26 protein-coding genes, 1 tRNA gene and 1 pseudogene are annotated in these 26,094 nt (G+C 63.0%); 1 reads left to right on the top strand and 27 read right to left on the bottom strand.

Annotated elements, in window-relative coordinates:
- Nucleotides 1-69: 69 nt before the first annotated feature.
- Entirely contained in the window at nucleotides 70-1,731 is a 1,662-nt protein-coding gene (terL, locus tag ACUVWL_RS12925) for a phage terminase large subunit (protein ID WP_445978415.1), read from the bottom strand.
- Nucleotides 1,732-1,958: 227 nt separating this feature from the next.
- Here terL and ACUVWL_RS12930 point away from each other — a divergent pair, with 227 nt between their 5' ends.
- Nucleotides 1,959-2,312 (top strand): hypothetical protein, encoded by a 354-nt coding sequence (locus ACUVWL_RS12930; protein ID WP_445978416.1) that lies wholly within the window; start codon nucleotides 1,959-1,961, stop codon nucleotides 2,310-2,312.
- A 456-nt stretch (nucleotides 2,313-2,768) separates the two neighbouring features.
- On the opposite strand, the gene ACUVWL_RS12935 is transcribed toward ACUVWL_RS12930, so the two are convergent.
- The 26 genes and pseudogenes from ACUVWL_RS12935 to ACUVWL_RS13060 all read right to left on the bottom strand — a co-directional run bounded on the left by ACUVWL_RS12935 (nucleotide 2,769) and on the right by ACUVWL_RS13060 (nucleotide 26,077).
- Nucleotides 2,769-3,020, bottom strand: coding sequence for a hypothetical protein (locus ACUVWL_RS12935; protein WP_445978417.1), 252 nt, complete (start codon nucleotides 3,018-3,020; stop codon nucleotides 2,769-2,771).
- The gene (locus ACUVWL_RS12940) at nucleotides 3,004-3,252 is read right to left on the bottom strand and encodes a hypothetical protein (RefSeq protein WP_445978418.1); all 249 of its coding nucleotides are present in this window, start codon (nucleotides 3,250-3,252) and stop codon (nucleotides 3,004-3,006) included. The genes ACUVWL_RS12935 and ACUVWL_RS12940 overlap by 17 nt, the downstream gene beginning before the upstream one ends.
- A gap of 48 nt (nucleotides 3,253-3,300) precedes the next feature.
- A complete protein-coding gene (locus ACUVWL_RS12945) occupies nucleotides 3,301-3,450 on the bottom strand; it encodes a hypothetical protein (protein WP_445978419.1) in 150 nt (49 codons plus the stop codon).
- A gap of 476 nt (nucleotides 3,451-3,926) precedes the next feature.
- Complete coding sequence (locus ACUVWL_RS12950) at nucleotides 3,927-4,142, bottom strand: hypothetical protein (protein ID WP_445978420.1); 216 nt, start codon at nucleotides 4,140-4,142, stop codon at nucleotides 3,927-3,929.
- A 9-nt stretch (nucleotides 4,143-4,151) separates the two neighbouring features.
- The gene (locus tag ACUVWL_RS12955; RefSeq protein WP_445978421.1) at nucleotides 4,152-5,948 is read right to left on the bottom strand and encodes a hypothetical protein; all 1,797 of its coding nucleotides are present in this window, start codon (nucleotides 5,946-5,948) and stop codon (nucleotides 4,152-4,154) included.
- Entirely contained in the window at nucleotides 5,948-7,741 is a 1,794-nt protein-coding gene (locus tag ACUVWL_RS12960) for a phage tail fiber domain-containing protein (RefSeq protein WP_445978422.1), read from the bottom strand. Before ACUVWL_RS12960 ends, ACUVWL_RS12955 begins: the two co-directional genes overlap by 1 nt.
- Nucleotides 7,742-7,783: 42 nt before the next feature.
- Nucleotides 7,784-12,454, bottom strand: a complete 4,671-nt coding sequence (locus tag ACUVWL_RS12965) for a hypothetical protein (protein WP_445978423.1) — start codon at nucleotides 12,452-12,454, stop codon at nucleotides 7,784-7,786.
- Nucleotides 12,455-12,464: 10 nt separating this feature from the next.
- Nucleotides 12,465-14,582, bottom strand: a complete 2,118-nt coding sequence (locus ACUVWL_RS12970) for a hypothetical protein (protein ID WP_445978424.1) — start codon at nucleotides 14,580-14,582, stop codon at nucleotides 12,465-12,467.
- 9 nt (nucleotides 14,583-14,591) lie between these two features.
- A complete protein-coding gene (locus tag ACUVWL_RS12975) occupies nucleotides 14,592-15,080 on the bottom strand; it encodes a hypothetical protein (protein ID WP_445978425.1) in 489 nt (162 codons plus the stop codon).
- Nucleotides 15,071-15,532: a hypothetical protein gene (locus ACUVWL_RS12980; protein ID WP_445978426.1), complete on the bottom strand. Its 462-nt coding sequence runs from the start codon at nucleotides 15,530-15,532 to the stop codon at nucleotides 15,071-15,073. The genes ACUVWL_RS12975 and ACUVWL_RS12980 overlap by 10 nt, the downstream gene beginning before the upstream one ends.
- Nucleotides 15,529-17,715 carry a phage nozzle protein gene (locus ACUVWL_RS12985; RefSeq protein ID WP_445978427.1) on the bottom strand — a complete coding sequence of 729 codons (2,187 nt, stop codon included), beginning with the start codon at nucleotides 17,713-17,715 and terminating at the stop codon, nucleotides 15,529-15,531. The genes ACUVWL_RS12980 and ACUVWL_RS12985 overlap by 4 nt, the downstream gene beginning before the upstream one ends.
- Before the next feature lies 1 nt (nucleotide 17,716).
- A complete protein-coding gene (locus ACUVWL_RS12990; protein WP_164114828.1) occupies nucleotides 17,717-18,301 on the bottom strand; it encodes a hypothetical protein in 585 nt (194 codons plus the stop codon).
- Nucleotides 18,302-18,363: 62 nt separating this feature from the next.
- Nucleotides 18,364-19,371, bottom strand: a complete 1,008-nt coding sequence (locus ACUVWL_RS12995) for a hypothetical protein (RefSeq protein WP_445978428.1) — start codon at nucleotides 19,369-19,371, stop codon at nucleotides 18,364-18,366.
- Between the two features lie 211 nt (nucleotides 19,372-19,582).
- Nucleotides 19,583-20,356, bottom strand: a complete 774-nt coding sequence (locus ACUVWL_RS13000) for a capsid assembly protein (protein ID WP_445978429.1) — start codon at nucleotides 20,354-20,356, stop codon at nucleotides 19,583-19,585.
- 12 nt (nucleotides 20,357-20,368) lie between these two features.
- Entirely contained in the window at nucleotides 20,369-21,937 is a 1,569-nt protein-coding gene (locus tag ACUVWL_RS13005; RefSeq protein ID WP_445978430.1) for a portal protein, read from the bottom strand.
- Between the two features lie 7 nt (nucleotides 21,938-21,944).
- Entirely contained in the window at nucleotides 21,945-22,319 is a 375-nt protein-coding gene (locus ACUVWL_RS13010) for a hypothetical protein (RefSeq protein WP_445978431.1), read from the bottom strand.
- A complete protein-coding gene (locus tag ACUVWL_RS13015) occupies nucleotides 22,319-22,519 on the bottom strand; it encodes a hypothetical protein (RefSeq protein ID WP_445978432.1) in 201 nt (66 codons plus the stop codon). Before ACUVWL_RS13015 ends, ACUVWL_RS13010 begins: the two co-directional genes overlap by 1 nt.
- A 211-nt stretch (nucleotides 22,520-22,730) precedes the next feature.
- A tRNA-Asn gene (locus ACUVWL_RS13020) sits at nucleotides 22,731-22,806 on the bottom strand.
- A 124-nt stretch (nucleotides 22,807-22,930) separates the two neighbouring features.
- Nucleotides 22,931-23,005, bottom strand: a pseudogene (locus ACUVWL_RS13025).
- 96 nt (nucleotides 23,006-23,101) lie between these two features.
- Nucleotides 23,102-23,863 carry a hypothetical protein gene (locus tag ACUVWL_RS13030; RefSeq protein ID WP_445978433.1) on the bottom strand — a complete coding sequence of 254 codons (762 nt, stop codon included), beginning with the start codon at nucleotides 23,861-23,863 and terminating at the stop codon, nucleotides 23,102-23,104.
- Complete coding sequence (locus ACUVWL_RS13035) at nucleotides 23,860-24,141, bottom strand: hypothetical protein (RefSeq protein ID WP_445978434.1); 282 nt, start codon at nucleotides 24,139-24,141, stop codon at nucleotides 23,860-23,862. The genes ACUVWL_RS13030 and ACUVWL_RS13035 overlap by 4 nt, the downstream gene beginning before the upstream one ends.
- On the bottom strand, nucleotides 24,141-24,452 hold the full coding sequence (locus tag ACUVWL_RS13040; RefSeq protein WP_445978435.1) for a hypothetical protein: 312 nt from the start codon (nucleotides 24,450-24,452) through the stop codon (nucleotides 24,141-24,143). Before ACUVWL_RS13040 ends, ACUVWL_RS13035 begins: the two co-directional genes overlap by 1 nt.
- Nucleotides 24,449-24,655 carry a hypothetical protein gene (locus tag ACUVWL_RS13045; RefSeq protein ID WP_445978436.1) on the bottom strand — a complete coding sequence of 69 codons (207 nt, stop codon included), beginning with the start codon at nucleotides 24,653-24,655 and terminating at the stop codon, nucleotides 24,449-24,451. The genes ACUVWL_RS13040 and ACUVWL_RS13045 overlap by 4 nt, the downstream gene beginning before the upstream one ends.
- A gap of 79 nt (nucleotides 24,656-24,734) precedes the next feature.
- The gene (locus ACUVWL_RS13050) at nucleotides 24,735-25,307 is read right to left on the bottom strand and encodes a hypothetical protein (protein ID WP_445978437.1); all 573 of its coding nucleotides are present in this window, start codon (nucleotides 25,305-25,307) and stop codon (nucleotides 24,735-24,737) included.
- Nucleotides 25,308-25,321: 14 nt separating this feature from the next.
- On the bottom strand, nucleotides 25,322-25,564 hold the full coding sequence (locus ACUVWL_RS13055) for a hypothetical protein (RefSeq protein ID WP_445978438.1): 243 nt from the start codon (nucleotides 25,562-25,564) through the stop codon (nucleotides 25,322-25,324).
- Nucleotides 25,565-25,711: 147 nt separating this feature from the next.
- Nucleotides 25,712-26,077, bottom strand: a complete 366-nt coding sequence (locus ACUVWL_RS13060) for a hypothetical protein (protein ID WP_445978439.1) — start codon at nucleotides 26,075-26,077, stop codon at nucleotides 25,712-25,714.
- Nucleotides 26,078-26,094 lie beyond the last annotated feature (17 nt).

Consider the following 26,094-nt stretch of genomic DNA (forward strand, 5'->3'; position numbering starts at 1 on the left):
GGACCACACAGGTGGACCTCAGGAGAGGCAGGGGACCGATCGCTGATCCCCTGCCCTACTCCCTCTCTGTCAGCGGTGCCTGGACCGGGCAAAGTTGCTAGTGCTCGCAGACGCGGCCTCAGCCCTCCGCGAGAAGAACCCAGCCCAACGGGCCTCGTCCAGCTTCTTCAGGTGCTCCCGCTCCAGGGCCTCAGCGTCCACCCTCAGGCTCGTCAGGAACCACCTCACGCCGTGTGCAAGCGCGTCCAGGCGGTCGTCATGGCGCAGGCACCCGCGATCCTTGGTGACCCGCGTGAGCTGATACAGCAGGCTGTACTTCTGCTCCTTCTCGTCACCCTTGCAGGCCTCGGCGTCAGCCTTGGCAGCTCGGGCATCCACGATCAGGCGGTGCTGATTGAGCACAGGTTCCAGGTCGTCGATGATCCGGCGCTCCTTCTGGCCGGTCGCTCGGACCTCCTCAAGGGTGCAGGGGTATACGCGGGACATCACCGGCTCCAGCAGCGCGGCGAACATGCCGTCACCGAAGTTGCTCTCGATGAGCACATGGTTGACCCGGTACTGCTTGGCAGTGAGAGCCAGGCCGTCCAGGCACGCCTTGTCGTAGCCGGACCGGAATCCGCCCCAGGCCTTCAGGAACAGGTTACCTTCCAGCAGATACAGCACCACCCATGCGGTCTCGTCTCCGCCCCGGCCCGAGGGGTCGATCACCAGCAGGCGCCCTTGGTATTCCTTGAAGACGTCTGAGGTGTTCATCGGGCGGTACATCCGGTCCCCGGTGAAGCCCAGGTTCGGGATGTCGTCGCCGTAGCACTGCTGCGGCCCACTGGCCCACACCAGCTTGACCGGCGCAACGTCGTTGTCGATGTCGGTAACGATCAGGTCGGAGGTCTTCAGCGGGTAGCGGTCGGCATCCGCCAGGGACGTGTCGAGCATGAACTGCAGGGCGAAGCCGGAGCGGCCGTAGGACGCCTCACGCTCCGCGAGGTCCATATCGGTGAACCGTGAGGGCTCCACTGTGCGGCCGGCGAGAGAGGGGTCACCCAGCAGCTCAGCCAACAGCTCAGGACACAGGGCCCCGTCGTACTTGTTCGGGTCGATGGGGTAGCGGACAGGCCAGATGCGGCAGGCATAGCCACGCTCACGGACCTTCTTGTAGATCGACTGCTCCGTCTGGGGTGTACCCAGGTAGATGATGTCGAAGCCCTCAGGCACCACCAGCGCGTCGTACTCCTTGATCAGCTCGGCCAGTCGCTCACGCATCGCCTCGGTCAAGGAGTTCTTCGGCACCTCGACGTCGTCGGAGATGAGGATGGTGGCGCGGCCGCCAGTAAGCTGGCCGGTGATGCCCACACAGGAGACCGAAGGGGTCACTGCGGCATCCGAAGGGCCAACATCGAAGGCCTGGGTGGCGTCTCGCTGGCTACCCTTCGCCTTCAGGAATTGGAGTTGCGGCACCTCGTGGATCAGGCGCTTGATGAAGACGGCATTCTCAATGGCCTTGTCTTCGTTGGCCGAGACGATCTTGATGCGCTCGTTCGGGTTCCTATAGAGACGCCACAGGGCGTACGCACAGGTGATCCAGGTCTTCGCCGCACCACGCCACGCCTGGATCATTCGGCGGCGTGGGCCGGTCGCCACGTACTGGGCGATGGCGTACTGACGCTTGGTCGGCGGGGGCAGCTTCAGGTGCTTCCATAGGACGAACAGGAAGACGCGGAAGTCGTCGAACATCCGACGCTCCGTCTCGCAGGTCACCCATTCTGGATAGGATTTAGATTCGCTCACGGATACATTTGCCCGCAGAGGCCCCTAGGCGCGCCTCACGGGCACGCGCAGTGGCGATTTGTACGGATATGGCGGGCCCCCCGGGGCGGCCCCTCAGGGGCTGTTCCGGGGGCCCGAAGGAAGACTCAGGACGGCCCGATCACGCTAGACTTCCCGCACCACAAGGAGCGGATATGAAGTACGTACTGGGCGGGCTGATAGCCCTGGCTGCAGCGGGGAGCGCCGAAGCATCGGCACTGGTATGCAAGGGCGTGTTCTTCACGAAGGCGGAGGGTCCGATGCAGATCGAGGTCACGATCACACTCGATGACGCGAAGACAAAGGCACGCATGCCGTCAGACGTTGGTTGGGTTGAGGGCCCCTTGGCTCTTGCCCCTGACCGCTACACAGGGAGCCTCACCTCTAAGGACGGAACAGTGCGTTTCCTTACGCTTGAACGCTACACCGGCGACATGCTCCTCGAAAACCGGGAAGCGAACCGGGTGATCTATCAAGCGAACTGCAAGGCAGCGGAAGCACGCTTCTGAGGAGCGCTGACATGACTGACTACAAGAAGTTGGCTGAAGACTTGGAGCGGCGCCAGAACGAGCGCGCAGTGAAGTACGTGTACTTCCTGCTAGCTGCGACTGGCGCGGGATTGGGCTTTGCCGTGCAAAAGCTCGACGGGCAAACATTTGATTTGCCCGGACTGCTTTGTCTAGGCGGAGCGGCATCTTGGTTGATCAGCCTCATCTTGGGATGTCTGTCACTTGAGCACGAAGTGCTGATGACAGCTGAGAGCGTTTCACTGGCTGACTACTACGGAGATACGGCGGGCACAGAAAAGGGCCCAGACCCACAGGAGGTCGCAAGGCTCCGCAATCAGTATGTTAAGCACTCGGACAAAGCGCACGGGTGCCAGCAGTGGCAAGTTCGCATGCTGATCTTAGGCGCCGTGCTTCTTGTCGCATGGCGCATGGTTGAAATGCTGCCGCCTTTGGACCCTAGTGAGGCACCCCCGCCCCCACCGCATCTTCTGGACCGAAGTCCGGCAGATGAGGCGCCATCGAGTCGTGCGCCTTCTTCGCCCGCACAGGTGACTCAATCCCGTTGTCCTTCAGGAGCTTGATGGCCTGCCCAATCAGGGCGGGCGGCACCGGTTCGTTCCGGTCGCGGTAGCCCTGAATCTCCTGCTGGATCACCTCGAAGGTGAGCGCATGCAGGGCGTCCGCCGCTTCTTCACTGGCGCGGCTCATTTCGTACCTCCTTGAGCTGCTCCTGGAACACTGCGAGGTTCTTGTTGGTCTCCGTGAGCTGCTCGCTCAGGGAGTCGATCTTGAGCAGGGTCTTCTCGTGGCGATCCAACTGAGCGTCCTGGAGGGCGTTCGTGGTCTTGCCTTCTACGAGGGTCGAGGTGGCCCACAGGGCACCAGCGGTTACGACGCCGATCAGGATCTTGGGGATCACTGCGGAGGCCGTCAGGTTCATTCGGTCTTGTCCTGGTGGAGGAAGGACACCCGAAGGTGTCCTCAGGGGTTACTTCGCCTGCGATTCACTGTTCGGCCGCTTGGCCGGACCCACGCCACCTGAGCCGCCCTGGGAGCCCTTGGACTTCGAGCGACGGCGAGCGATGGTGATGACGGCCGCGAAGGCGACCACGACGACGATTGCAATTGCGATTTCCACGATAGTTCTCCTGATTCGTGCTTAGAGCGTGTTGTAGTAGTTGTAGGAGGTGCCCGTCGTCACAGTGGCCGACAGGCCGAAAGAAACGTCAGTGACTACGCACTGGAGGCTCACAGAGCCACCGCCATTGAGAGTGCAGGTAGCGTTGACGGTCGCGCCTTGGGAGCTGGCATTGCTCAGCGAGACCCCGGTCACTCCGGAGCTGCTCAGGATGCTCCAGCTGTAGGCGTAATTGCCGGAACCGCCATTAGGGAACGCGGTGACTCCCACGGATGTAGCCACCGTGCGCGGCGTGTTGGCGTTACCGATGTTCCGTTCAAATGAGCCGCCGCTCGCGCTTGCCGAGAAGGCTGACCACACGTTTCGCCATACGCCGCCCGTGGCGACCCATACATTCCTCACGGCAGAGCCACCCACACGCATACCGCGCGGAGTCCTCCAGCTTCCACCTGAGGCAGCGTAGAGAGGCATGAGAGCTACTCTGCCGGCGACAGGGCCACGTCGTAGGTGCCGCCGATGGTGTACCGCGCCGCCTCCTCAGCGGTAACGGTGATCACCAACGTGTTCTGGCCGTACAGGCCCACACCGACAGCGGCCACTTCGACAGAGGCGAAGGTAAGCGCGTGGGTGCGGTCCTCGGGCTTGGTCAAATCGCTCACATTTGAGGCGATGGTCTTGAGCTTGAGCTTCATTACTGTTCCTTAGATTTGAATCCAGATGCGGCCGTCGGCAGCACCGGGGTCGCCCGAAGAGACAACGAGGTTTCCTGAGTGCCAGAGCTTTCGCCATGGCTGGTCGTAGCCGCCGTTGTACTTACGGCGATACCACAGGTCGTCCTCGAACCAACCATGGCTGATCTGGAAGCCCCATGTGCTATCGCTGTTAAGCGCGTTGATCATGGTTGTCCATGACCCCGTCGGCGTGTTCTGCGTTGTGCCGCCCGGGAAGTTGGCGATGTAATGACCGCCCGCCACTGCGTTAGCGTCCGTGGTGCCCATATAAACGTTCGGACCGAAGCGCAAGCCGGCCCAAGTCAGGTTCTCTCCATTCCAACCCAGTGAGTAGCCGGTGCCGAACTGAAGGAAGCCGATGCTTCCGGAGGTAGAACTGCGAAGGCCCAGGGTATGAGCAACGCCAATGTCGAGTAACGACGTGTCGTCGCCAATCGACAACTTTCCGGTGCCCTGCCCGATCTGGAGCGAGCCACCTGAGTTCGGCCCCAGGATGTATGCGTCTCCACTCATCCCTACTTTGAATACGTCACCGTTGTAACTACTCCAGACGCGATACTGATTCCCCGAGGCGTATGTGGACCATGTCTGCCCAGCATTGTCACGAGCAGCCATGTTGTAGCTGGAGCTGACGCCGGTCACGCCGACGCCGCCATCCCGCGTCGCCTTGAAGAACGGCTGCGCACCTGGGGTCGCGTCCGACAACGTCAGCGCGCCGGTCGAACAGTTGACGCCAAGCTCAAGGTAGTTCGCGTGGTTCACACCTGAGGGCCAGCTGCGGAGCATGGTCGAACCGCCCCAGGAGCCCACGAAGCCCTCACCTTGGGTCACTGGCGTGCCCGGCTGGCGGAACTCCACGAGCGGGTAGAGGTGGGAGGAGTAAATCTGACTACCGAAGCTGCCAGACCCTGCAACGGAGAGGGAGCCAGTGTTGTCGATACTGACGTCCTTGAAGTTGCCGCCCGAGTCGTACTTGCGTAGCGTCAGCAGATCGCCGGCACCGTCCCAGAGAGTTACCGCGCGGCCCTTACCAGCGGAATCGGCAAACCACAAAGTGCTATTGCCCCCACCAGCAGCTGCACGAACGGTTGCGGTGCCGCCAGCGGCGGCCAATGCACCGCGCACGGTGAAGTCACCATTGACGCCCGCGATAGGTGCGAAGTTGGCCGGGTTGAAGGTGTTGGCCTGAGCTGCGGAATTGGCAGCGGCAGTAGCGGAGCCTTTTGCATCTGCGGCACTGCCGTCTGCGGAGGCGGCACTAGAAGCGGCGGACCTCGCCGACTCTGCCGACTCCGAAACCGAATCGGCCAAGGCCTGGAGGTCGATCTTCGCCAGTTCCGCAGACGCGGCAGCATCTTGCGCGTAGGCGCGAGCGTTAGCGGCATGGGAGCCGGCCTGATCCGCATACATCTGCGAAAGATCCCTCGCGACCATAGCCGCTTGGGCGAAGTCGTTGGCAACGTCCCGCGCCAGCGAAGACTGCGTCAGAAACGTCTGCGACGCAGCCAGGGAAGACGACGCCTGCGCGGCATAATCCCTGGCCGAGTCAACCTGACCATTCACGCGAGCGCTATCTAGTGCCGGGCACGGAACGAGATAGGTCGTACCCAGATAGTCCGTCAGGGGATACGTTCCGTTACCCTCGGGACCACCCGTCGGCGTGCCTGCGAGCCACTCTTTCTGCTGCTTGGTGAACGTCTGAAAGCGCATCAGAAGCTCGGACATTTGTTGTGCGAGCTGCGCCTGCGTAGGTGCCTCTGTGGTCATTACTGCTCCGTAGATACGATGCCCACGCGCTGACTCCAGTCGCTGATGTTGATGCCGCTCACATGAGTGAATCCGGCGTCAGTCCTGGAGATGATTTGAGCGCGATACGTGATGTTCGACGCGCCAGTGTTGTCGGTGAACGTCCCCGAGCCCGCGCAATGCGACTCGGCGATGTCAGGGCCGTCGAACTCGTTGTTGATCGAGACGCCGCCGCTGAACGACCATCGAGCGCACTCGACGAAGCCGCCCCCGTTGATGCTCCGGTAGAGCGCAATGGTTGCGGCGGGGTTGACGCCATTCCACTGCATGTTGTTGCGGTTGTACGCGTTGCTTTGCTGGAAGTTGTCGAGCTGATAGGACACGACCACAGTCTTCTGCTTGCCGTTCGTCCAGAACGGACCAACGTCCACGTAGGCGGACCCGCTGGTCGATGTGGTTTGCGCCGCGTTGTAGAGCACGCCGGCCCGCAAGTTGCCGCCGAAGTAAGCAGACCCGTCCGTACCGACGTAGGTCGTCGCGTTCGTCTTCGTACACTGATTGATGGGCATGACCGGGCCGAACCATTCGATCAGGTCTCCGTACATTCCAAACCCGACGCCGAGCACTTTCATGAAAGCACCTGTGTTCAACACGATGCGCCCTGAAGAGCTATTGAGTGCCCACTCGCTCTGAATGGCGCCACCGCTAATCTTGTCCACGCTCAGGTTGCGGATGTACGCGTTGTTCATGTAAACGCCGTTAGCGTCCACAGCGAACGGAACGACGCCTGGGTAGCCCGGGGATACGATGGCGAACCTGTCTGCCAGGATGTTGAACTGCGAGGTCGCACCGTTGTTCCATAGACCGAAGCCGGCAACGTAGCCGTTCACGTCGGTCTTCAGCATGTAGTTCGCACTCAGCCCGTTGACCGTGTTCATCGTCTGCTGAATCTGCGCGCTGTTACCGTCCACCTTCGTTCCCAGCTGGGTGATCGCGAGCGCATTGGCAGAGTTGGCAGTGGTGAGCGTCGTCACCTGCTGGTCGAAGGTCGCCTTCAGGCTGCTCGCGGCCGTCTCGATGGACGACTCAAGCGAAGTGAACGCATCGGCGAGGGACTTGCCCGGCTCGACCTGGACGGTGTCCGTATTGAGCACCCAGGCCTTCCCGTCGCCGGACTTGGCGCCAATCAGCGCAAGCTGCTGGGCAATGGCCTTGTCACCGTCCACGACCTGCTTCTGCAGGTTTCGCAGGAACGTCCCGGTCTCTACACCGTCCAGTTCAGCGAACGCGTCCAGAACCTCGGCGAATCGGTTGAGCTGTAGGCGCACACCCAGAAGCGCCGCTGCAGTGTCGTCAATGCTGACGATGCGGCCTTGCAGCTCCTTCAGCTCCTCGCTTTCAAGGATCTTCTGGATGACCTTGTCGATCACAGGACCAGCTGTCGGCGCCCCGCTCTGCAGTACCAAGGCATCCAGCGTGCCGTCGATTAGGGCTTGGTAGTAGTCCTTCATCTCCTGGGTCGAGTAGAGCGACTGCAGGACGGCCATGTTCAGCTCCTCTTGAGTGAGCTGTGAGCCATTGTGGAAGGTGACCAGCGCCTCTTCAGTGGGCGTGTTCCGGATCACTTCCAGAACGCCCTTACCGGGCGCCGTGAAGAACTCGATGTTGGCTGCGTCCTTCCAGTAGTAGTCGATACCCGCCTTCTTGATGAGGCGGTTGAACGCGACGATGACGTGCCGCTGGCTGATATAGGGGAACGGAACCGAAAACTGCGAGTCGGTCGCCTCAATGGCGATGGCAATGCGTGACGTCATTGGGAGTCCAAAAGAGAAGAGGCCCCGAAGGGCCTCTTGTGGTTACTGCCAGGACCACTTGGTGGAGTCCGGGTCGTCGTCTTCGTCGGTCGTCGGCAGATCCTGAGCAATGCTCTGGAACAGCGGCGCCACCGCGAGGTGGTTACCGAACGGAATCAGCGCCTGGAGCGCCTTGAGGTCTTTCTGCTTGTACTGCCGGTCACCCCGAAGGATGGCCTGGGTGACACCTGAGGCCGCCGTGCCGATGTTGTTGACCAGCGCAACGCCCGGGACGCCTCCGATCAGGTCGGAGCTGTTGCCGGAGTTGCGGAAGTCGAACAGCGGGTTGCCGGTTGCGCGGCCGACGGTCGAGTCCGCCGCGTCGGGCAGGAGGAACATAAAGCCTGCGTTGCGCAGCGCTGCACGAGCGATCTGAGAACCGCCCATGGTGTCCTTCTGGAACTTGTCCAGCTTTGCCTGCTCGACCCCAGCGGCCTGCATGCCTTGCAGCTGCAGCTCCTGCTTGGTCCAGTACGCGGCGCCCGCCAGGATCACCTGGAGCGCGTTGCGAGTAATGGCCTCTGCGTCGCGCTCATTGAGTGAGCGCAGGAACTGCTTGCTGTAGGCGGTGATGCTGAAGCGACGGAACTGCGACAGGAACTTACCCAGGCCGGAGTGCTGCCACAGGAACGTGTCGCCGAGGTCTTCTTCCTGGATGTTCTTGCGGGCTTCCTTGTTGACGGCATACAGCAGCCGGTCGCGGGCCTCCAGATCCTTCCAGTCGGCCCAGTTCACCTTGCGGATCTTTCCGCCCAGCTCACCTTCGGCCCATTCCGTGTGCGCCTTCATCTCCTTGGCGATGCGCTTGCCCATCTCATCGTCGATGCCCAGGGCGGCCATACGCACCTTGTTGAACTCGCCGCGACCGAAGAAGTCGTCCTTGAGGCGGTGCAGGATGTTCTGCGCGGCTGCGCGTTGGGCAAAGGCGTTGAGCCCGGCCATGCCGGAACCAACGGTCACCGCACGGCCCGTCACACGAGCGCCGTGGGAAACCGCCGAGCCAGCTTTAGCCAAGGTCCGGAGACCGGCATTAGGGATCACAGCCTCGGCCGCCACGTCGTAGGACGAGAACACGGTGTTGTTCAGGTAGTCAGTGCCGATGCCCAGCCACTCTTCCTGCTCTCGCATGGTCGCGTCCTTCAGGCGGCCATCGGCGTCCCGAGCGAACATCGAAGGGAGATGCATGATGTTGCGAAAGGTGTACCGGAGGTTGCCCCAGGCCAGCAGCGACGCGAGGTCTGGCACGTTTGCGAGACCAGCGTTCTCCATCTGGGTCGCATAGGTCAGGTCGCGCGTGGTGCGCATCATCTCCTGCCAGAAGCCAGCCTCTTCCAACGGACGGCCGGCCACGATGTCGTAGGCGGCTTGGCCCTTCTTCAGGATGGTATCCCGGTCAGGGTGCCCTTCCAGGGCGTTGGTCACGGCCTTCACTCGGTCGATCCAATCAGCGTTGCTCTTGATGCCGATCTTCGCCAGCGCCGTGTTGCCCGTCATGGTTCGCGTGTAGCGCCCCAGGAGCGTCTCCACGTTACTGTCGAGGAGGTCACTGATGGAGACCCTTACGGTCGAACCATCGTTGGCTACGCTGTCGCGCAGCTCCATGCTGAAGCTCTCATCGAACTTCGCCCGCCGCTTTGCGTTCCGGAACCCACCCTCGCCCGTGCCCGTCTCCTTCCCGGTCTTCGCCTTGGCGAACTTGGCGACCACCTCTTCCAGCTCGTCGCCGTCGATGCCAGCCTCCTTCAGGAACGACCGGAGGTACGCGATGTCGTCGAAGGTCATGCCTGCCAGGATGCCCGGGTCATTACCCACTCGCAGCTCTCGCATCCTTTGGATGTAGTGCGCGCCGAGCCTGTCGGCGATCTTCTCGTCCAGCTCGGGATTGACCTCCCGCATGCCGTGGCTGATCAGCTTCGCGAGCTGGTCGGTGCCGTGCTTCAGCTCCAGGTCGTGGAACCGGTGGAAGTCGAAGATGCGCGGCAGATACCTGTCGTTGACCTCGACCGAGTCGAAGCCCTGGACTCCGGCGTCTTTCGCCTCCTTCAGCATATCCGCGAACAGCTTGCGGACACGGCCGGCCATCGCTTCGACTGCAGGCGACTCTACCTCCCCGCCCCGGATGTGCAGACCCACGTCCGTCATAAACTTGGCGCGGACGCCTCGGTCGTAGTAGCGCCAGGACGGAATGCCCTGCTCCTTCAGCCAGGGGCCGTAGTGAGCCTTGACGGCAGTGTTGAAGTGGCCCACGAAGCGCTTCGTCAGCAGGGAGGCAATTTCGCTCGCACCGCGATCAACGGCGGTGCCGTCTACGTGACCGAACTCGTTGCCCACAAGGCGCCCGAAGTTGTCCCGGACGGCCTCCACTTCGCTACCACGCAGGACACCACTGAAGGTGCCCTTGTTGGCAAGGCGGAGTGCCCCGGCCATCTTCATCTGCGGTAGCTTCTCGCCGGAGCCGACTGCGGTCGGGAACATCTCGTCGGAGTAGCCGAGCACCTTCGCAGCGGACAGGGTGTCCTTACCGAACGATGCCTGCCCCGCGATCACCGCGTCCGTGTTCGCCTTGGCGGCATCGAACTCCTCCAGGCGGTCCAGCTTTTCGCGCATCGGGGCAACCTGCCGGTTCTCCTCACGAAGGCCTTCACGCCGCGCATGGAGACCCAGTGCCTCCCGAAGCGCCTCGCGGTCGGCCTCTTGGGCGCGGATGCGCTTGGCCTCCCCGCGTGCCACGACGGCCCCCTGATGCATCTTGAGGGAGGCCTCACGATCTGCCTTAGTCTTCTCGGTGGTGCGCCGCAGGGCGTCGTACTTGCCCTGCAGGTCGGCCAGCTTGGCCTTGAGGGGGGCGGTCTGCTCGGCAATCTGCCGATCAACGACGCCTGCCCGGAGCTTCGAGTATTGCTTGCTCTCGGCGACGTCGTTGCCCAGCTTCAGGCGGTCCTCTGCGAGCATTCGCTCAAGAGCACCCTCGCGGCCCTCTGCCAGCGCCTGCACTTTCGCCTGCAGGGCGTTCAGCTCAGCACGGGCCTGCCCCAAGGGGGTGCCGTGGTTGTCCCGCAGCGACGCCGCGTCGCGGTCCAGGGCACGTTCGAGTGCGCGGGCCTCGCCGTTCTTCAGCGCGGTTCCGGCCTCGAAGTCCAGTGCGGTCAGCCGGCCTTCGTCGGCGAGGTACTCACGCATGCGTACGTCAGCACCGTCGGCGTCGAAGTCGGCCAGGGCGCTGGCGCGGTACTGCTCGGCCGTGCCCAGGCCGGTGCGACGGATCATCGTGTCGATGTCCACGCCACCCTTCCGTGCTCGCTCCGTCCAGTTCGTTACGACCTCACCCTTCGTCTTCCCCTTGAGGTAGGGATTGGCGTCGAGCACGCCCTTAGGCAGCAGGTCTTCCATCAGTGCATCGGCTTCAGCCTTCGCGAACTTGATGGCGCGCTGCGGCCCAAAGTGGTGCGCGGCGTACAGGTTGAACACGTTAACCGGGACGCCAGCCTTCTCCAGCGCTGCGCTGTTCTGGCTGTCCAGGAAGTTCGCCATCTCGGCGGACTTGGCCGGATCAGTGCGAAGCTTCAGCAGGTCTTCTTCCGATAGGCCATCAGCCCACGCGGGCTTGGCCTGGGCGACCACCGATTTCCACGTCTTGGCGATGAACTGATCAGCGCCAGTTGCGCTCGACGTCGAAGAAGCTGCGTCGGCTCGCCCACCTGATTCGAGCGTACGGCGGAAGTCGGCGTAGTTGGCGATGTCGCCGTTGTGGCTGGTCAGGAAGTCGGCAGTGCGCCCATCCACCACGCCCGACGCCATCCGCGCCGCAGCTTCACCACCGGCAAGGGAGGCGACGATTGCGCCGCGCTGCTCGACGATGGATTCAGCCAGCTGATGCAGCTTGAGCTGATTGCTTGCCTCGGCGGAAAGTTGGGCGAGCTTGCCCACCTCGGCGCGCGTATGGACGCCGCTGATGGCGCCATGCAACGCCATACCTGCGAACGCAGCAATCGCCACGTCGGTGCCGTCTTTGGTCACATCGCCCTGCTGTAACGCGGACTGGATGAGCGCGTTCTCGACACCACTGCCCGCGAGACCTGCGATGTAGCGCGTGGCTGTGCCAGCCTTGGCGGCATCGACGGCAGCGAGCGCAGTCTTCGCTGTTGCAACAGAGTCCACGATCTTCACCGCGTCACCGAGCTGCGCCACCTTCGTAGCGTAACCGGCGCCGCCTGTGCTCATTCCGATCAGCAGCATTCCCGGGTCTACAACGCCCATGCCCATGCGGCCGGCGATGCCCCAACCGCCGTAGGCGGCCAGCTCTTCCTCGTTCTTCATCTGGCGATGAGCCTCGTCCGCCAGGAAGTACAACTTCTCTCGGCTGGAGGCTTGGTAAGCCAGTTCTTCCTTCGCGCTGTCGGGCAAGCCTGCGGTGAGCTGATTCCACTCCGCCTTCGGCACGGAATGCTCGACGCTGAACGTCTCGTCCTCCGGCATCTGGCTCACAACCGCCCAGCGCGCTGCGGAGTTGCCCATTGAGTCGGTGTCGCGCCACAGCGCCAGGAAGCCCCGCTTGTCGGGGTCATCCTGGGCCACGGGTGCCTTAGGGGCTACCAGGGTCGGCGCTACAGTCGCGATGCCATCTTCTTGCTGGGCCGATTGCAGGTCGGCGATCTGTGCGTCTTTGGTTGCCATGAGGTTCTCGTTACTGGAGCATCTTGGTTGCGAAGGGGTTGTCGGGTGAATAGATTTCGTTCATGCGCTGGCGGTATGCCTGCCCCTGACGACTCTTCTTCACCACTTCGTCGTAGTTGTCGCCGTGCGCCTTTCGGTATGCCTCGGTGAGCTTCGACAGGCTGAGGACCGGCCCGAAGGGGACACCGTGGGCATCCACGGTCATCACCGTCGCGTCCTGGCCGTTGGCCGGGGGCATGAAGCGAAGAGTGGCGCCCTTAGGATTGACGCCTGCAGCCTTGGCGAGTTCTTCGGCCTTCGGAGCTGCCCATTCGATGGTGGCTTTGAGGGTCTGCGGGTCGCCGCTGGTCGTTGGCACTAGGATGTTCTGGCCGTTGATCCGAATCGCTTGGTTCGTCGCCTTGAAGCGATCGGTCGCCTTCTGCACTGCGGCGTCCGGCGAATCCCCCATGCCGACGAACACGTTGGCGATCTGCTTGATCTTGGACTGCGCGTACAGGCGGGAGGGCCCTGCCATTGAATCGAGACCCTGATCGAACCACTTGCCCTGCGTGTCGAAGCTCGCTGAGGCCACCTTCTTGTCGATCTGGGAGCGGGCTTCAACTTGAGAGGCACGGAAGGTCGGATCGTTGTACCGCGCGATGTTCCGCGCGATGTCCTCATCCTTCACCCCCATATCCTTCTGCCCAAGCGCGGCTTCATACACGGCAGCTTGGGTGTCGTCCGGAAGGTAGCTCGCGGTCTGGCCTTGGGCCTTCACTGCGCGGTACGCGTCCAGGCGCTTGATGACCGTGTTGCCGTCCGACAGGTCGATGTTGTTCAGCGCGCCCTTCAACGCCGGGAAGGCGGTCCGGGTTGCCTTCGACAGCGCCAGCGCCTGGGCCATCGCCTGAGGGCTCTGCATGATCTGCGGGCCCGACAGTTCAGTGCCCTGGCCGATGGTCGCAGACATCACCTCGGTCATCCGACGGCCATTCCACTCGTCAGCCTCAGAGGCCGTCTTGGGGCCGTCCGTGACGCCGATGATGTCGTGGAACGATTGGACACCGAAGGACGACAGGAGGCTCTTCTCGGTATCCCACTTCAGCGCCTTCTCGTGCAGCGCCTTACGTGCGGTCTCGGACCGATTCACTAGGCCCCAGGCACCCTCAGCGGACATCTGGCCGGACGTGACGAACGGCTTGAGTTCCGCGAAAGCGATGGGCAAGCCCTTGTCGATGCGATCCTCGAACGGCGCCAGCGCCTGGGTGAACTCCCACTCCTTCTGCGGCTTGGCGATCTTGGCCTGATACTGAGCGATTCGGTCCTTCGCGAGGTTCAGGCGGGCCTGGGCCTTCACTGAGTTGATCGGGGACGCCACTGTGACGCCGTCGTCGTTGACGTAGGTCTTCGGCAACAGCTCCAGTACCGTCAGGTCATTCCGCTCCTCGGCGATCTGGGCCAGCCGGTCCACACCGACTTCCCACGCCTGCGTACGACCTCCTGGGAACACGCCTGCGGCCTGCGCGATGGCGTCCGGGAGGCTGATAGGGCCACCGTCCACGGCGGCGCCGATCTGGGCGCTGAGGGCGTCTGCCGCTTCAGCCTGATGCTGACCAACCAGGGACTGACCCCGGGTTCCGGCGATCTGACTGTAGTAGTCCCGAATCAGGGGCGCCGCAGCGCGTCGCGCGATGGGATCGGAGGCGACGATGGGGCCGGTGTGGGATTGAATGATCCCATCCACCTTGAGCATCTGCTCGTCGAGCGGGAGGGTCTTATCGACCGTCTCCTCGATTTCCTGCAGGGCGTCCTGAAGGGCGGCCTGGGTCTGCGTCACAGCAGCAGCGTGGGTAACGCCGTCCGCGTAGGCGCGATGCTTCTGCTCCAGCGCGTCGTCAACATGGTCGGTCTGCCGGTCGGCAACGCCCTGCGCCTTCCAAGCGGCAGCGTTTGCTTCTTCCTGTTGCTTCGCCACTCCGGCAATCTGTCCACCGAGCAGGAGGACATTCTTCAGGCTCGCCCAGTTGTCCGGGGCGTTATTGCGCGGGGCGACGATTTGCGCCGTGACCTCAAGGCCCGGCGCGCTGGTGACTTGCGGGTTGGAACCGGCTCGCTGACGCGATGCCGTTACGGTTTCGCGGGGCATAGAGATTCCTTAGGTGCCCGGAGGCTTCTGTGCGAACGAGCCACCAGCGGAGGCGTAGGTGCTTGCACCGGCCTGAGCGGCGTCCATCGCGATGTTCAGGCCGGACTTGAAGTTGAGCTGAGACAGGGAGACGTTCAGCGAAGTGCTGTTCGACTCGATGCTGTTCTTCAGGTTCTTGGACTGCAGACCTTGGGCTTCATCAAGCTGCGCGTCGAACGCGTTGAGCTGTGCCAGGAACGATCCCGAGCCGAGGTTGATACCCGCACCGCCAGCGTTCGCGCGAGCCGAAGCCCGGGCTGCTCTGACCTGCTTGGCACGGACATTCATCTCAGCACTGGCCTGATCAGCAAGCTGGTCAGCGCGCTTGCTTGCCTGCTCCCTCAGGAGGTCGGCCTGCTTCTGGGCCTTCTTGTTCTGCTCGATACCGGACGCCACGGCGGCTGCAGCGGATGCTGCGGCCATCGCCCAGGCGACGGCGGGGGCTACAACTACGCACATGGGAGGATTCTCGTGAAGCGAACAAACGGCACGCCGTGCGGCCCGAACGGCTCCGGCTCGTCGAAGACGAAGCCCATGCGTTCGAGCCACTTCAGGCAGACGTAGTTGTCCGGGAGGATGTAGTTCTCCAGGACCGGGTACATGCTGTTGAACTCGTCAACAAACTGCGTGCCGAAAGAGAACATGAAGTCCTTCTCAGTCACCAGCTCATCCGTGGCGAGCATCCAGGTGCAGCCGATTTCTGGGATGTCGGTGGGGGCGACGCCGAAGATCGCGACCACGCGACCCTCGTTCGTCCAGGTGTAGCACTTGTCGCTCGCCGCCACCGAGGTCTCCACGACGGAGGTCATGGACGCATCGGTCAATGCCACAATCTCGCGGCGATCCTGATCACGCAGGTTGCGGGCCAGCAGCGCGGCGTCAGAGGCGACGGTGGGGCGAACGATGTTCATCGGAACTGTGCTCTCTTTTGCCAGAACAGCTCGACCTCAGCGCTCGTGAAGAACGCACCGAGGTGGCTGTCGTTGGCGATGGTGATGGTTGCGTCTTCAGCGGAGCCGTACACCTGGAAGGAGTACACGCCGTCACTGAAGGATGGGGAGCCGACAAGCAAATCAGCGTTGCCGATGGTCTTGCCTGTGAACTGCGCCAGCAGATGGGGAACAACAGGCTGCACGTCCGGCGCAGTCCCATAGGGCGCCACCTCTGTGCGGAAGTAGCCAGCGCGGGTGTAGGCCAGGGAGACCGTTCGGATCTGCAGTCGGCCAGAAAGGTCTGGCGCACCCTGCGAGTTCTTCTGATACCAGCGCGAGAAGGTCCAGCGTGCGTCGTACTGCACGCCCACGAACGACTTCCCGTAGGTCACATTGCCGGGGACAAGGATCGTCCAGTCGTTGAGCCATACGTACGTTTTGGGATCGACGAGCCCGCCTGCACCTGAAGGTGCCTGTGGTCCCCTGACGATCTGCCACAGGTTGTGCTCAGATGCGGGCACCTGGAACGGCAGATCGAACAGGGTGTAGTCGCCGTTCGCGTTGTAGCTGCCCTGTAGGGACATACGGCGATCCAGGTGGACTTGGAAGCCCATGCCCGGCGCATTTGCCGTGGCCGAGAGGTTGATCTGCTCCAGGAACGTACCTCCAGGGCGCGCAATGACGAGCCAGAGGACGCCGTTGATGCACTGGCAGGCGAGCACGCGGGTGCCCTGAGGGAACTCCCAATGGCCCCACGCGGACTGCGCGAGCTTGTCGCCTTCCCAGTAGAACTTGTAGTGGTAGACGCGGTTCGGCGCACCGTCGGTGATCAGGAAGACGGCGTCCAGGTCCGAGCTGACGGCCAGCCCCCGAATGCCCTGAGGAACGTAGCGCGGCACATGGCCGGTCACATCGTCTGCGTCGGTGCTGTTTGTACCGTCCTGTCGAACGTAGTACTGGAGTAGCTTGGCCCAGCCCCCCTCTTCCGAGGTGAAGTAGACGTCGCTGCCGAGCGGCGCGGGCGGGACGCTGCTCGACGCCGGGTACTGCGTGACCGGAGTCAGCGAGCAGCCGTTTGGCGTGAACGCACCGTTGTTGCCCTTCTCCATGCGGAACTGGACTTGGTCCGAGAACAGCATGATCGAGCCCAGCATCGGCAACGCGTGGAGCATCTTGGTGACCTTGGTCTCCGATGCCTGGATGTCAATGACGTCATCGTCGAGCTGCTGCGTGACCGTCATACGCCAGAACATGCCGAAGTCCCCCGCCCGGCTAAGAACGGTGCTCTCGTCGCAGAGGAACCCAAGCCGATTCTCGACAAACAGCACGTCGTTGATCGTGCGGCCAAGAAACGACGGGCCGGGATTGGTGACTGCGTCGCCCGCGCGACGGGGGCCCCATGCGAACGGCGCGACCTCGAACACACCGTCCGACTGGCGAACAAGCGCCCACGGCATGGTGTACGGGTCGATGGTGTTGTTGCCGTTAGGATCAGTGACCTCGATCCAGGTGCCCTGCGTGCGGCGCACGAAGTAGCCAGCGAAGCCGCTGTCTGAGGTAGCCACGACGCGGTAGGTCTGACCTTCGGACGCGGCCTTCGGCAGATCCTGGAACGTCTGAACGTTACCCATGAACGTGCCGACTGAGGGGTTCGGGGCGTAGGAGCCGTATGAAGCACCTGGGGCGGCGGTCTGGCGATTTGGATCGTAGTAGTTGTACTGCGAGGTGGCGCGGTCGCTGTCCTTGACGCCCTGCTTGACGACCACAGACTTGTTCACGATGAACGTGTAGTCAGCAACGGTCACAGCAGCGAAGGTGTCGCGTGCAGTGGCACCTGCTGGGATCGTCAGGTAGGCCTTGCCGTACGGGAAGTTGACCGCACGAGGCTTGCCTTCCATATCGAAGCACAGCACCTGGGCGGCGCTCGTGATCACGACGACGTACCGTTCGCGGACGTCGCGATTGATGATGTGGATGAAAGCGTCCTGCAGGTTGTCGCCGGACAGTAGCGCGGCGAACTCCGTCGGAGCGCGCTTGCCCACACCATCCACGATGGTTGCCCAGCAGTTGGTCATTTCTTGAAGCTGAATCTCGCTTCGCAGTGTGTCCGGCTGCTGCGAAACGCCGCCGTACAGCGCGGGGATCGACTTAGAGGTGAGCATGCTAGCTCCGGCTGAAGATGCGGTTGGACGTGGCGCCAGAGGTGAACCAATTCGGCTTCTTCCCGCGCAGGTTGTTGCGATCCATCTCGACCGACGCTTCCGCTTCCATCTCCTTGGTGAACTGATAGAGGATCGGAGAGCCGACGATGTTCGACTGGAAGACGCGACCGGCGCGGGCTTCGATGTAGCGGCGGGCGACTTGGGGAAGCTCTGAGTACGCGAGGAACAGGTTCAGGGTCGCCGTCGGGGGCGACTTAAGGACGAACGTCCGGTTGACGGTGTCGTAGAGCTTTCCTGCGCGCTCCACCAACGTGGTGTCGTCGGGCAGGGTCTCCATCGCGTTGGCCGGAAGGACACACATACGGTTGACGTCTAGAGGCAGCGGGTAGGCGGTTTCGGTGTTGAACCACCAGCCCTTCGACTGCACCTCGCGGGAGGTGTTGTGCAGCGTGAGCTGCGCGATGCTGACGTCCTTGACGCCGGGCACCGCAAGCGAATTCACAGGTGACTGCCCAATCGACATCAGGAGGTTGTTCACGCTGTCCAGTTCGGTCAGCGGGACGAAGTTCAGAGGAGGCAGTGACATGGGAACTCCAGAAAGAAAAAAGGCCCCCACCCCGGTGAGGGTGAGGGCCGATTCGGCTGTGCTTACTTGCCCTTCAGGGCAACGGCGCACTTGTTGCGCAGCGAGTCACCGCCTGCACACATTTCCGCGATCAGCAGGGTGGCGCGACGACGCGCGTCCCAGTAGGTCTCGGTGTTCAGATCCAGGACGTGCAGCATCGCGGCGGCGTCCTCGGTGAACACGAGGCCACGGACCTTGGTCAGGTCGCCCTGATACTTCGCGGCGATGGTGGCCGGCAGGCGGCGGACATCGGTCGGGTGACCGACCAAGCCATCGGCATTGGTGCTCGCGTTGTACGGGGTGACATCGCGGCCGAACATGAAGTTGTTCGACTTGTGGATCTGGATGTCGCTGATGGTGCGCAGGACGGTGGACGCGGTGGAACCCTGACCGCCGAAGTCGCGGTTGATGTTCTTGTCCGAGTTCGCGATCAGCGACCACTGCAGCGGCAGCAGCACCGAGTGCAGCACGTTGGTATCGACGTCCTTCTGCTCCAGGGCCAGCTTGGCGGCGTTCAGCGAGTCGATCAGGTCGCTGCCCGAGGTCATGAAGTCCTGGGAGGCCGACTCGGTGATGGTGGTGCCACCGCCGTCGCCCGGGAACAGCTCGCCGCCCTGCGATGCCTTGAACACCAGCATCTGGGCCATGACGTCGTAGATGCGCGCGATGGCTGCGCCCTGGGCCTTGGCGTACGGACCGCGCAGGTCGTAGTGCAGAAGCATCTCGTCGATGCGGTCCACGTAGATGTCGTGGATCAGCAGGCCGTCAGCTTCGATGGTCACTTCGTTCTTCAGCACGTCCTTGCCGGTCAGCTCGGTGCCCGGCACCATCAGATCGGCGAAGGCCTTGAAGAAGGCCGGGAACTGGGCGGTCTTGCCACCCGAGATGGAACGGTTGCGGATCAAGCCGTTCATCACGACGTTGGAGTTGAAGGCCTCCAGCACCTCGCCACCGTACTGGACGAGACGCAGGGCGTCGGTGTCACCCGCGCCGCCCTTCTGGGCGCCGTAGGAAATTGCAGCGTTGGTCATGTTGTTTTTCCGAAAGGGGTATAGGTTGTGAAGCAGTCGGCCCGGCGCGCCTTAGCGGCGTACACGCAGCTGCGTCCCGCAGTTGTCCACCGTGGCGGGCTGCAAGCTGTAGAAGGTGTTTGCGCTATGAGCGCGCTGTAGGCATTGGCGATGGAATCGCCGTGGTACACGTCAAGCGGTCCCTAGGTGAGCCTCGGGACGACGGCAGGACTTATCGGCGGCTGACGCTCACGCCCAGCTGCACGCCGTTCTGCAGGGCTGCCTGCAGCTTCTTCTCGACGCTGGCGCGGAACGCCGGGTCGGTCTTGTACTCAGGCTTTCGGATGTCGGCCAGCCACTCGGACTTGGTCGTGTAGCCACCCGGGACGGTGTTTGCGGATTCGCCCATGACCATTCGGCCTTCGGTGCCCATAGCTTCGTTGTACCTGTTCTGGAGGGTGCGCACTGCTTCGAGCGCGGCGTTCTTGTCGGGGCCGAAGATGGCGGCGTTGTACGCCTCCGCTTCTTCGACCGTGTACGAACCGGCGACCGCCCAGTCGAGCAACGCCCGGTACTGATCTGGACCACCAACTTCACTGGCGACCTGCAGCGTTCGCAGCTCGAACATTGCGTTCTGGCCCGCGACGTGCGCATCCACGGCCGCGCGCGGCACGCCGGCAGCTTCGAGCAGGCCGTAGGTTTCCTCGGAGATGGCGCCCGCCTGGGCAAGCTCCTCGGACGCGCGGTCGGCGGCGGCCTTGTAGGCCTCCTGGTTCGTCACGCTCGCTGGAGCTTCGATGGGCGGTGGCGCATCCACAGGCGTCGGCGCCTCGGACAGCCTGCGCTCGGCCTCGGCATAGGAGGCCAACAGGGCCTCGGTGTTCACCGAGCCGGTCTCGGCGTTCCAGAATTTCTCCGGTACGTTCTCTGGCCGGGCGGCAGGAGCCACTGCAGCGGGGGCGCCCCCTTCACTGCCGGGGACGACTTCGGGTACGGGATCAGGCATGTTCTCTCTCGGTTATTGCTGGGCCATCTGGCCGAGCTGTGATGGGTCGATGTCACCCCGTGCAACGCCCTGGGCCATCGGGCCTGCGGCCTTGTCGATCAGGTTGGAGGCCATGGCCTGCTGCTGCGCAGCCGCCTGCTCCTGCTTGATCTGCTCGGGGGACTTGAGGATTTCCGTAAGGTTCGTCACGCCCCAACCGGTGCCGAGGCGCTGTGCCAGGACCGGCGCATTGAGCAACGGCAATGCGTACTGCGGCGTCAGCATCTGGAAGACGTCCGCAACGAAGCCACGAAGCTGGTTGAGCTGATGATTCCGGCCGAGGGCCTGGAAGCCGGTCACGATGACGGGCGTCACTGAGCCCTTAGGGAGCTGCGGGATGAGCCGCCCCTTCTCCAGGATGTGAATCGTCCGGTTCACCCACGGGAGCTGAAGGTCTTGCGACTGGACGGTGTAGATACCGCCGACGACATCTTCCAGTTCCTGAGCGGTCTGGCGGATTTCCTCGGCAGTGACGCGCTCGGCATTGCGGGTCGTACCCGACTGCAGCAGGAAGGCCTGCGAGAGGCGCTGCTCCAGGGACTCGCCCGTCTTCTGGGCCACCTGGAAGTCTGCATACTTCTCTAGCTGCAGGACGTCGATGTCGGCCTTGCTGCCCGCCACACAGTCGCCGGACTCGGCGTTCGTGATGTCCTCGATTCGGGTCGAGGACGACGGATGTTTCAGGAAGACGATCTTGGCGGCCACGGCGGCGAACCGCACGATTGCCTCACAGATGCCGTCGTAGGAGATGAGGTCACCCAGCAGCTCCTCGATATGGCCTCGGCCGTAGTGCGAACTTGGCACCGCCTTCCAGCGGCCGACGATCCACGGGGCCTTGTCGGCGGGAACTGTCGAGCGCGAGCCCGGGACTTCGATGTCGTTGATTTCCTGCCAGTACACGCACTTTCCAGCGCGCCACTGGACGGCGGTATACATCTCGACGTCTTCGTTCGAGGCCGGGTCCAAGTCGCATGCAGTGACGACCTCTAGTGGCAAGCCTGCCGGAGAGACCTTCTCCAGGATCGCGAGGTCGAGCATTGCACCCGACGGTGTGCGACGGGCCCGGAATTGATCCAAGGTATACATCCGCACGTTCTGCATATCCGGATAGAAGAGGACGGCATTGCCGGCCACGATCAGATGCAGGAAGTATTCGTAGAGGATCGGGCGCTGAGGCGAAGCCTCGACCTGATCCATGATGTCGCTCTCTCGCTGCGCGAGAGCGGCCTCGACCTCAGACGTGTCTTCAGTCCCGGCACCTTGGCGCGCGATCTTCGAGAGCGTGTACCGGAACGGCGCGCTACCGGGCGGGAACAAGGCCATCAGCATCTTGGATGCGAGGTTGTTGACGCCGCGCGAGCCGAGGGACTGATACGGGTTCGTGAGGGTGCTGGAGTCATTGCTGCCTTCCGGGGGAAGGAGCGACGGAATGGTGAGCGCAGAGGCCGTGCGGGCGCGGGTCAGCGGCGCAGAGTGCGCCGACGAGTTCGCGTTCCAGAGGCCCTTCGCCGACACCACCGGTTGCTTGGAGGCATCGGTCATGGTGGGCTCATCTCAGTTGGGTTTGCACGTTCCGCCAGGGGGACCCACCGCCAGTTCGCATACCGAGGCCGCTGGGCGGCGTGGGCGAAGGCATAGGCGTTTCGACTGGGGTCGCTACGACAGGTAGGCGTACGGTGGGCTTCTGCCCACTGCCTAGGTCCATGCGCAACGCGTTGCGGGTGATGCCTTCGGACGAAGCTGCGCCGTCCAGCCAGACGTTCGACAGGTACTGGACGACCTTCTCCTCTTCCTTCTCCGTCTTCGGAGCGTTGGGGAAGAGGTTGAGGGGGTCCGAGAGCTTGTCTACGGTCTTCTGGCCGAGCACCTTGTTGAGGCCCGGGTGCGTGATCTTGCCCAGCGTGCCCTTCGTTACGTTGCACATCAGGGCGACCTCTCGCGACGTGAGGAGTCCGCAAGGGACTTGAGGTGACCGATCAGGCGCGCGGCGCCGAGCTTCATCCAGACCTCTCGGTCCGTGTCGGCGGCAATGGGCGTGATCGGGTAGGTCTCTTCGAGGAGCTTCACGAGCCCCTCGGCGTGCAGCGCTGTGGCCTCAGCCCAGCGTTCGTTCTGAGTAGCCATGCGGAGTTCTCGAAAAAAATAGCCCCACCAGCTCCGGGAGAGAATCGGAGTGGTGAGGCTATTGGCGATCTGAGGCGGCTTGCCTCTGATCAGTCGGATGGTCGCCCTGCTTATCCGCTGCCTGGTCTAGGACTCTGGCTTGGAACCGCAGGGCGGTGGAACTTAGGGGAGGCACCTGGACGCTATCGCGCCGCTTACGGTGCCCCCAATATGGCTGGCAAGGCAGGACTTGAACCTGCAACTGGCGGCTTAACGGGCCGCTGCTCTACCAATTGAGCTACTCGCCAATGTTGCCGACGCTGCGTGTCCTTTTACGGCGGGACACTTCACCCCGCCGGTTCTTGGGGTTACAGCGAAGATGGTCGCCCTATTGTCGGACCTCTCACGGTCCTATCGTCGGGCGGTAATAGGGCCGCGTGAGGGGACTCGAACCCCCGACCCCGGACTCATCTATGTCCGGCGCTCTCGCCACTGAGCTACACGCAGCATTGTGGCCCCCGCACCTTGAGCAGGGGGCCGGAGCACCTAAGTAACCTTAGGTTGCTCTGTAAGGACTATCTGTCCCTCTTGGGTGCGCCACAATCAAAATGGCGGCGTCCAGAGGCGGACCCGCTTGTTCGGGAAGTCCCAGTCGTTGGCGCGCAGGATGCGGGCACACCGGGCTTGAACAATCGCGTCCTTCTCCGTCAAGCCCTTCTTGGCGTAGGCGGCCTTGACCAGCTCCCACATCTCCCTGGCTGTCTTGCACTCCTCCAGCCCGGTCACGAAGGGGGACTTCTCGCCGATCCCCGGGGCACCGGGGTAGCCGTCGGTCGAGTCTCCGATCATGGTCTGGCGCATGAAGTAGCGGTCGGCCATGACCTCGGTGATCGTCCGGACCTCGCGGTCCTTCTTTGGGTTGAACAGCAGGCCGGGGATGGTCTGCATATCCTTGTCGTCGGAGACGATCACCTTTCGGCCCGGGATCAGGGTCTTGTGGGTGGACAGGATGCCCATGCAGTCGTCAGCCTCCAGGCCGGGACGCTGGTAGGTCTCGTAGTTGCGCCCCAGGTAGTCCTTGATGGCGCGGAGGGTGCTCGGCTTGCGCAGGTTCTTCCGGTTGCCCTTGTAGTCCGGGTAGACCCCGTACCGAAAGTTCTCGGTGTCGGTCAGGCAGACGATCAACCGCGTCGCCTTGAGCTTGTTGGCGACCGCTTCGATGTCGGCCTTGGCCTTGCGCATGCCCTCCTCCAGGTTCTCGGAGACGGAGGGCTCTTGGTCAACGCCGTTGAAGTAGAAGACTTTCTCGGTGGCAGACGAAGCTGCGAACGCGAAGATGTCTGCGTCGAGCAGCAGGGTAGTCATTCCAGAGCACTCCGTACATCATCAGACAGGCACTCCTCCGGAACCTTCACGAGCTGGTCGAACGACGGTCGGCCGTTCATCTTCGACCACCCCCTGCCCCAGCTGCCGTCAGCACGCCGCACGCAGCCCCTGCTGACGACGTGCAGCTTCCCATCGGCTCGGACCTTGCCGGCGCGCATACCGACGCTGCGGTTCTGCAGCGCGGCGTACACGAAGGCGTCACCCGGGCGCAGCTCGTTGCCCATCATGTCGCGAAGGGTGGTTGAATCGGTTGACATCAGGATTCCTTTGGATGTCGTTTGAGCCACGCCGCGAGGTCGGTCTCGTACTGCTGGTAGCGGCGCACGTAGTCCGGTCCGTCACCGGCCGGGTACTCGTGTTGGTCACAAACATAGTTGGAAGAAGGAACGAACACCGGGTATCCGTTGCCGTCGATAGCAACGTAGGAGGTGTCCTCCTCGTGCCCGGCAAGGCATTCGCCGTAGTCCATGAAGAATGGCGGCGTGGGCTTCCAGTCATGGCGGCACGCTGCGATGACAAGCACCACAAGCAGACCAGTGAGGGCGGCGATCAGGAGGCTGCGCTTCACCACTCCACCCCCAGCTCCCGCAAGATGTCGCGAGCCATCTCCACTTCGCCGTCCAACAGGCCGTGCTCGTATGCGCCGTCCAGGTTTCCACCAGCGAAGTCATCGATGCAGACGTCGTCATCTTCTTCCTGGCGGTCACGGATCGTGACGCGGCGGGCAAGCGCCTTGAGGCGCTCGATTGCATCAGCGGTCAGCTCGTTCACGGGTCCATCCCCAGGTCTTGGATGACACCCACGAGGAAGCCGATAGCGGTTCCCACGACGAACCCCACAGCCAGCCAGATCACTGGCCGGCTCCGTGCAGCTCGCGCCATTTGCGCACGACCGCTGCCTCTGCCTTGGACATACTGCCGTCGGCCCAGATGGCGCGAGACAACTCGTCCCAGCTCATTTCCATCAGACCGGAGACATCCGGGGCCGGGGTGTTGGCGCGCTCATGGGCGGACAGCAGGTTCCATGCTGCCAGGGCGCCGAAGGCGTACCAGCCAGCGTTGCTCTGGACGAACGAGGGGCGCGGGGCCGGATTGCTGTAGTAGCTGTAGTGCGGACGGCTGTAGGAGCCGCGATTGACCACGGTCGTACGGTTGACGACGGTCCGGTTGACCACGGTGGTGTTGCGCGGAGCAGTGGCCGGACGCGACGCCGGCCGCACGGAGGGCGCAGTACGGGCGCCGCTGAAGTAGCTGCGGCTCGGGCCGGCGTAGCTGCGGCTCGGTGCCGAGTAGCTGCGCGAGGGCGCGGTGTAGGAGCTACGGAAGCTGCTCGACGAGAACGACGAACGGCTCGACGAATAGGAACCAGCGGTTGCGGCAAAGGAGGCCAGCAGCAGCGCCGCAGCCATCAGGAACTTCTTCATGGGTCTCTCCAGGTTCAGTTGAGGGGCAAACCGAGGGCAGTACGCCCGGCTGCGGAAATGAGGTCGCGGGTCAGCTCACGGACAACGTGCTCACCCATCGAATCGGCGTAGGCGCCGTGACAGGCGTAAAGGTTGATCCGATGCGAGACGCCCAGGGTCTGCCCCTCGACGTTGGCGCGCGCTTCAACGCGGACGTCATTCAGGCCGACTTCCACGGACCAGCTGGTGTTCTTGAGATTAGGGAATGTCAGGCGCATCAGGGTTCCTTGAGCACATTCCGTGCGGCGGCCTTGTCGGCGTTGCACTGCTTCAACCCGTCTTCAGCGCTTCCGCCGAACAGGTACAGGTCGTAGGTGGTGGACGTGGTGTCCTTCAGGACGGCATCCAGCGAGGGGTACTTCCCCTCAATGACCGTCGGCTGCAGAAACGGACTGGTGTCCGGCCGGCTCACCGAGGTGTGCCCGGCGCAGGCTGTCAGGAATACGCTCATCGAGATAAGCGCGAACTTGCGGATCATCGGTATGTGCCTTGTCGATTCGCACGACGACGCTCTGCCGCTCCGCGCGAATGGCGGCACTGAGCTTGTCGCGGGTGATGGTTTCGGACGCGAGGGTCTGCTGCTGCTTCTGCAGCGCTTCGACCTGGGCCTGGAGAGGCGCGATCTGCGCGACCTCTCCCTCCATGCGGTTGTAGTTCCACACGAAGTAGCCGCAGACCCCGAGGAACGCCAACAGGACCAAGCCCTTGGCGACGTCGAGGTACTGCTTCATCAGATGTTGTTCCACAG

The sequence above is a fragment of the Stenotrophomonas muris genome (genome assembly GCF_052751275.1).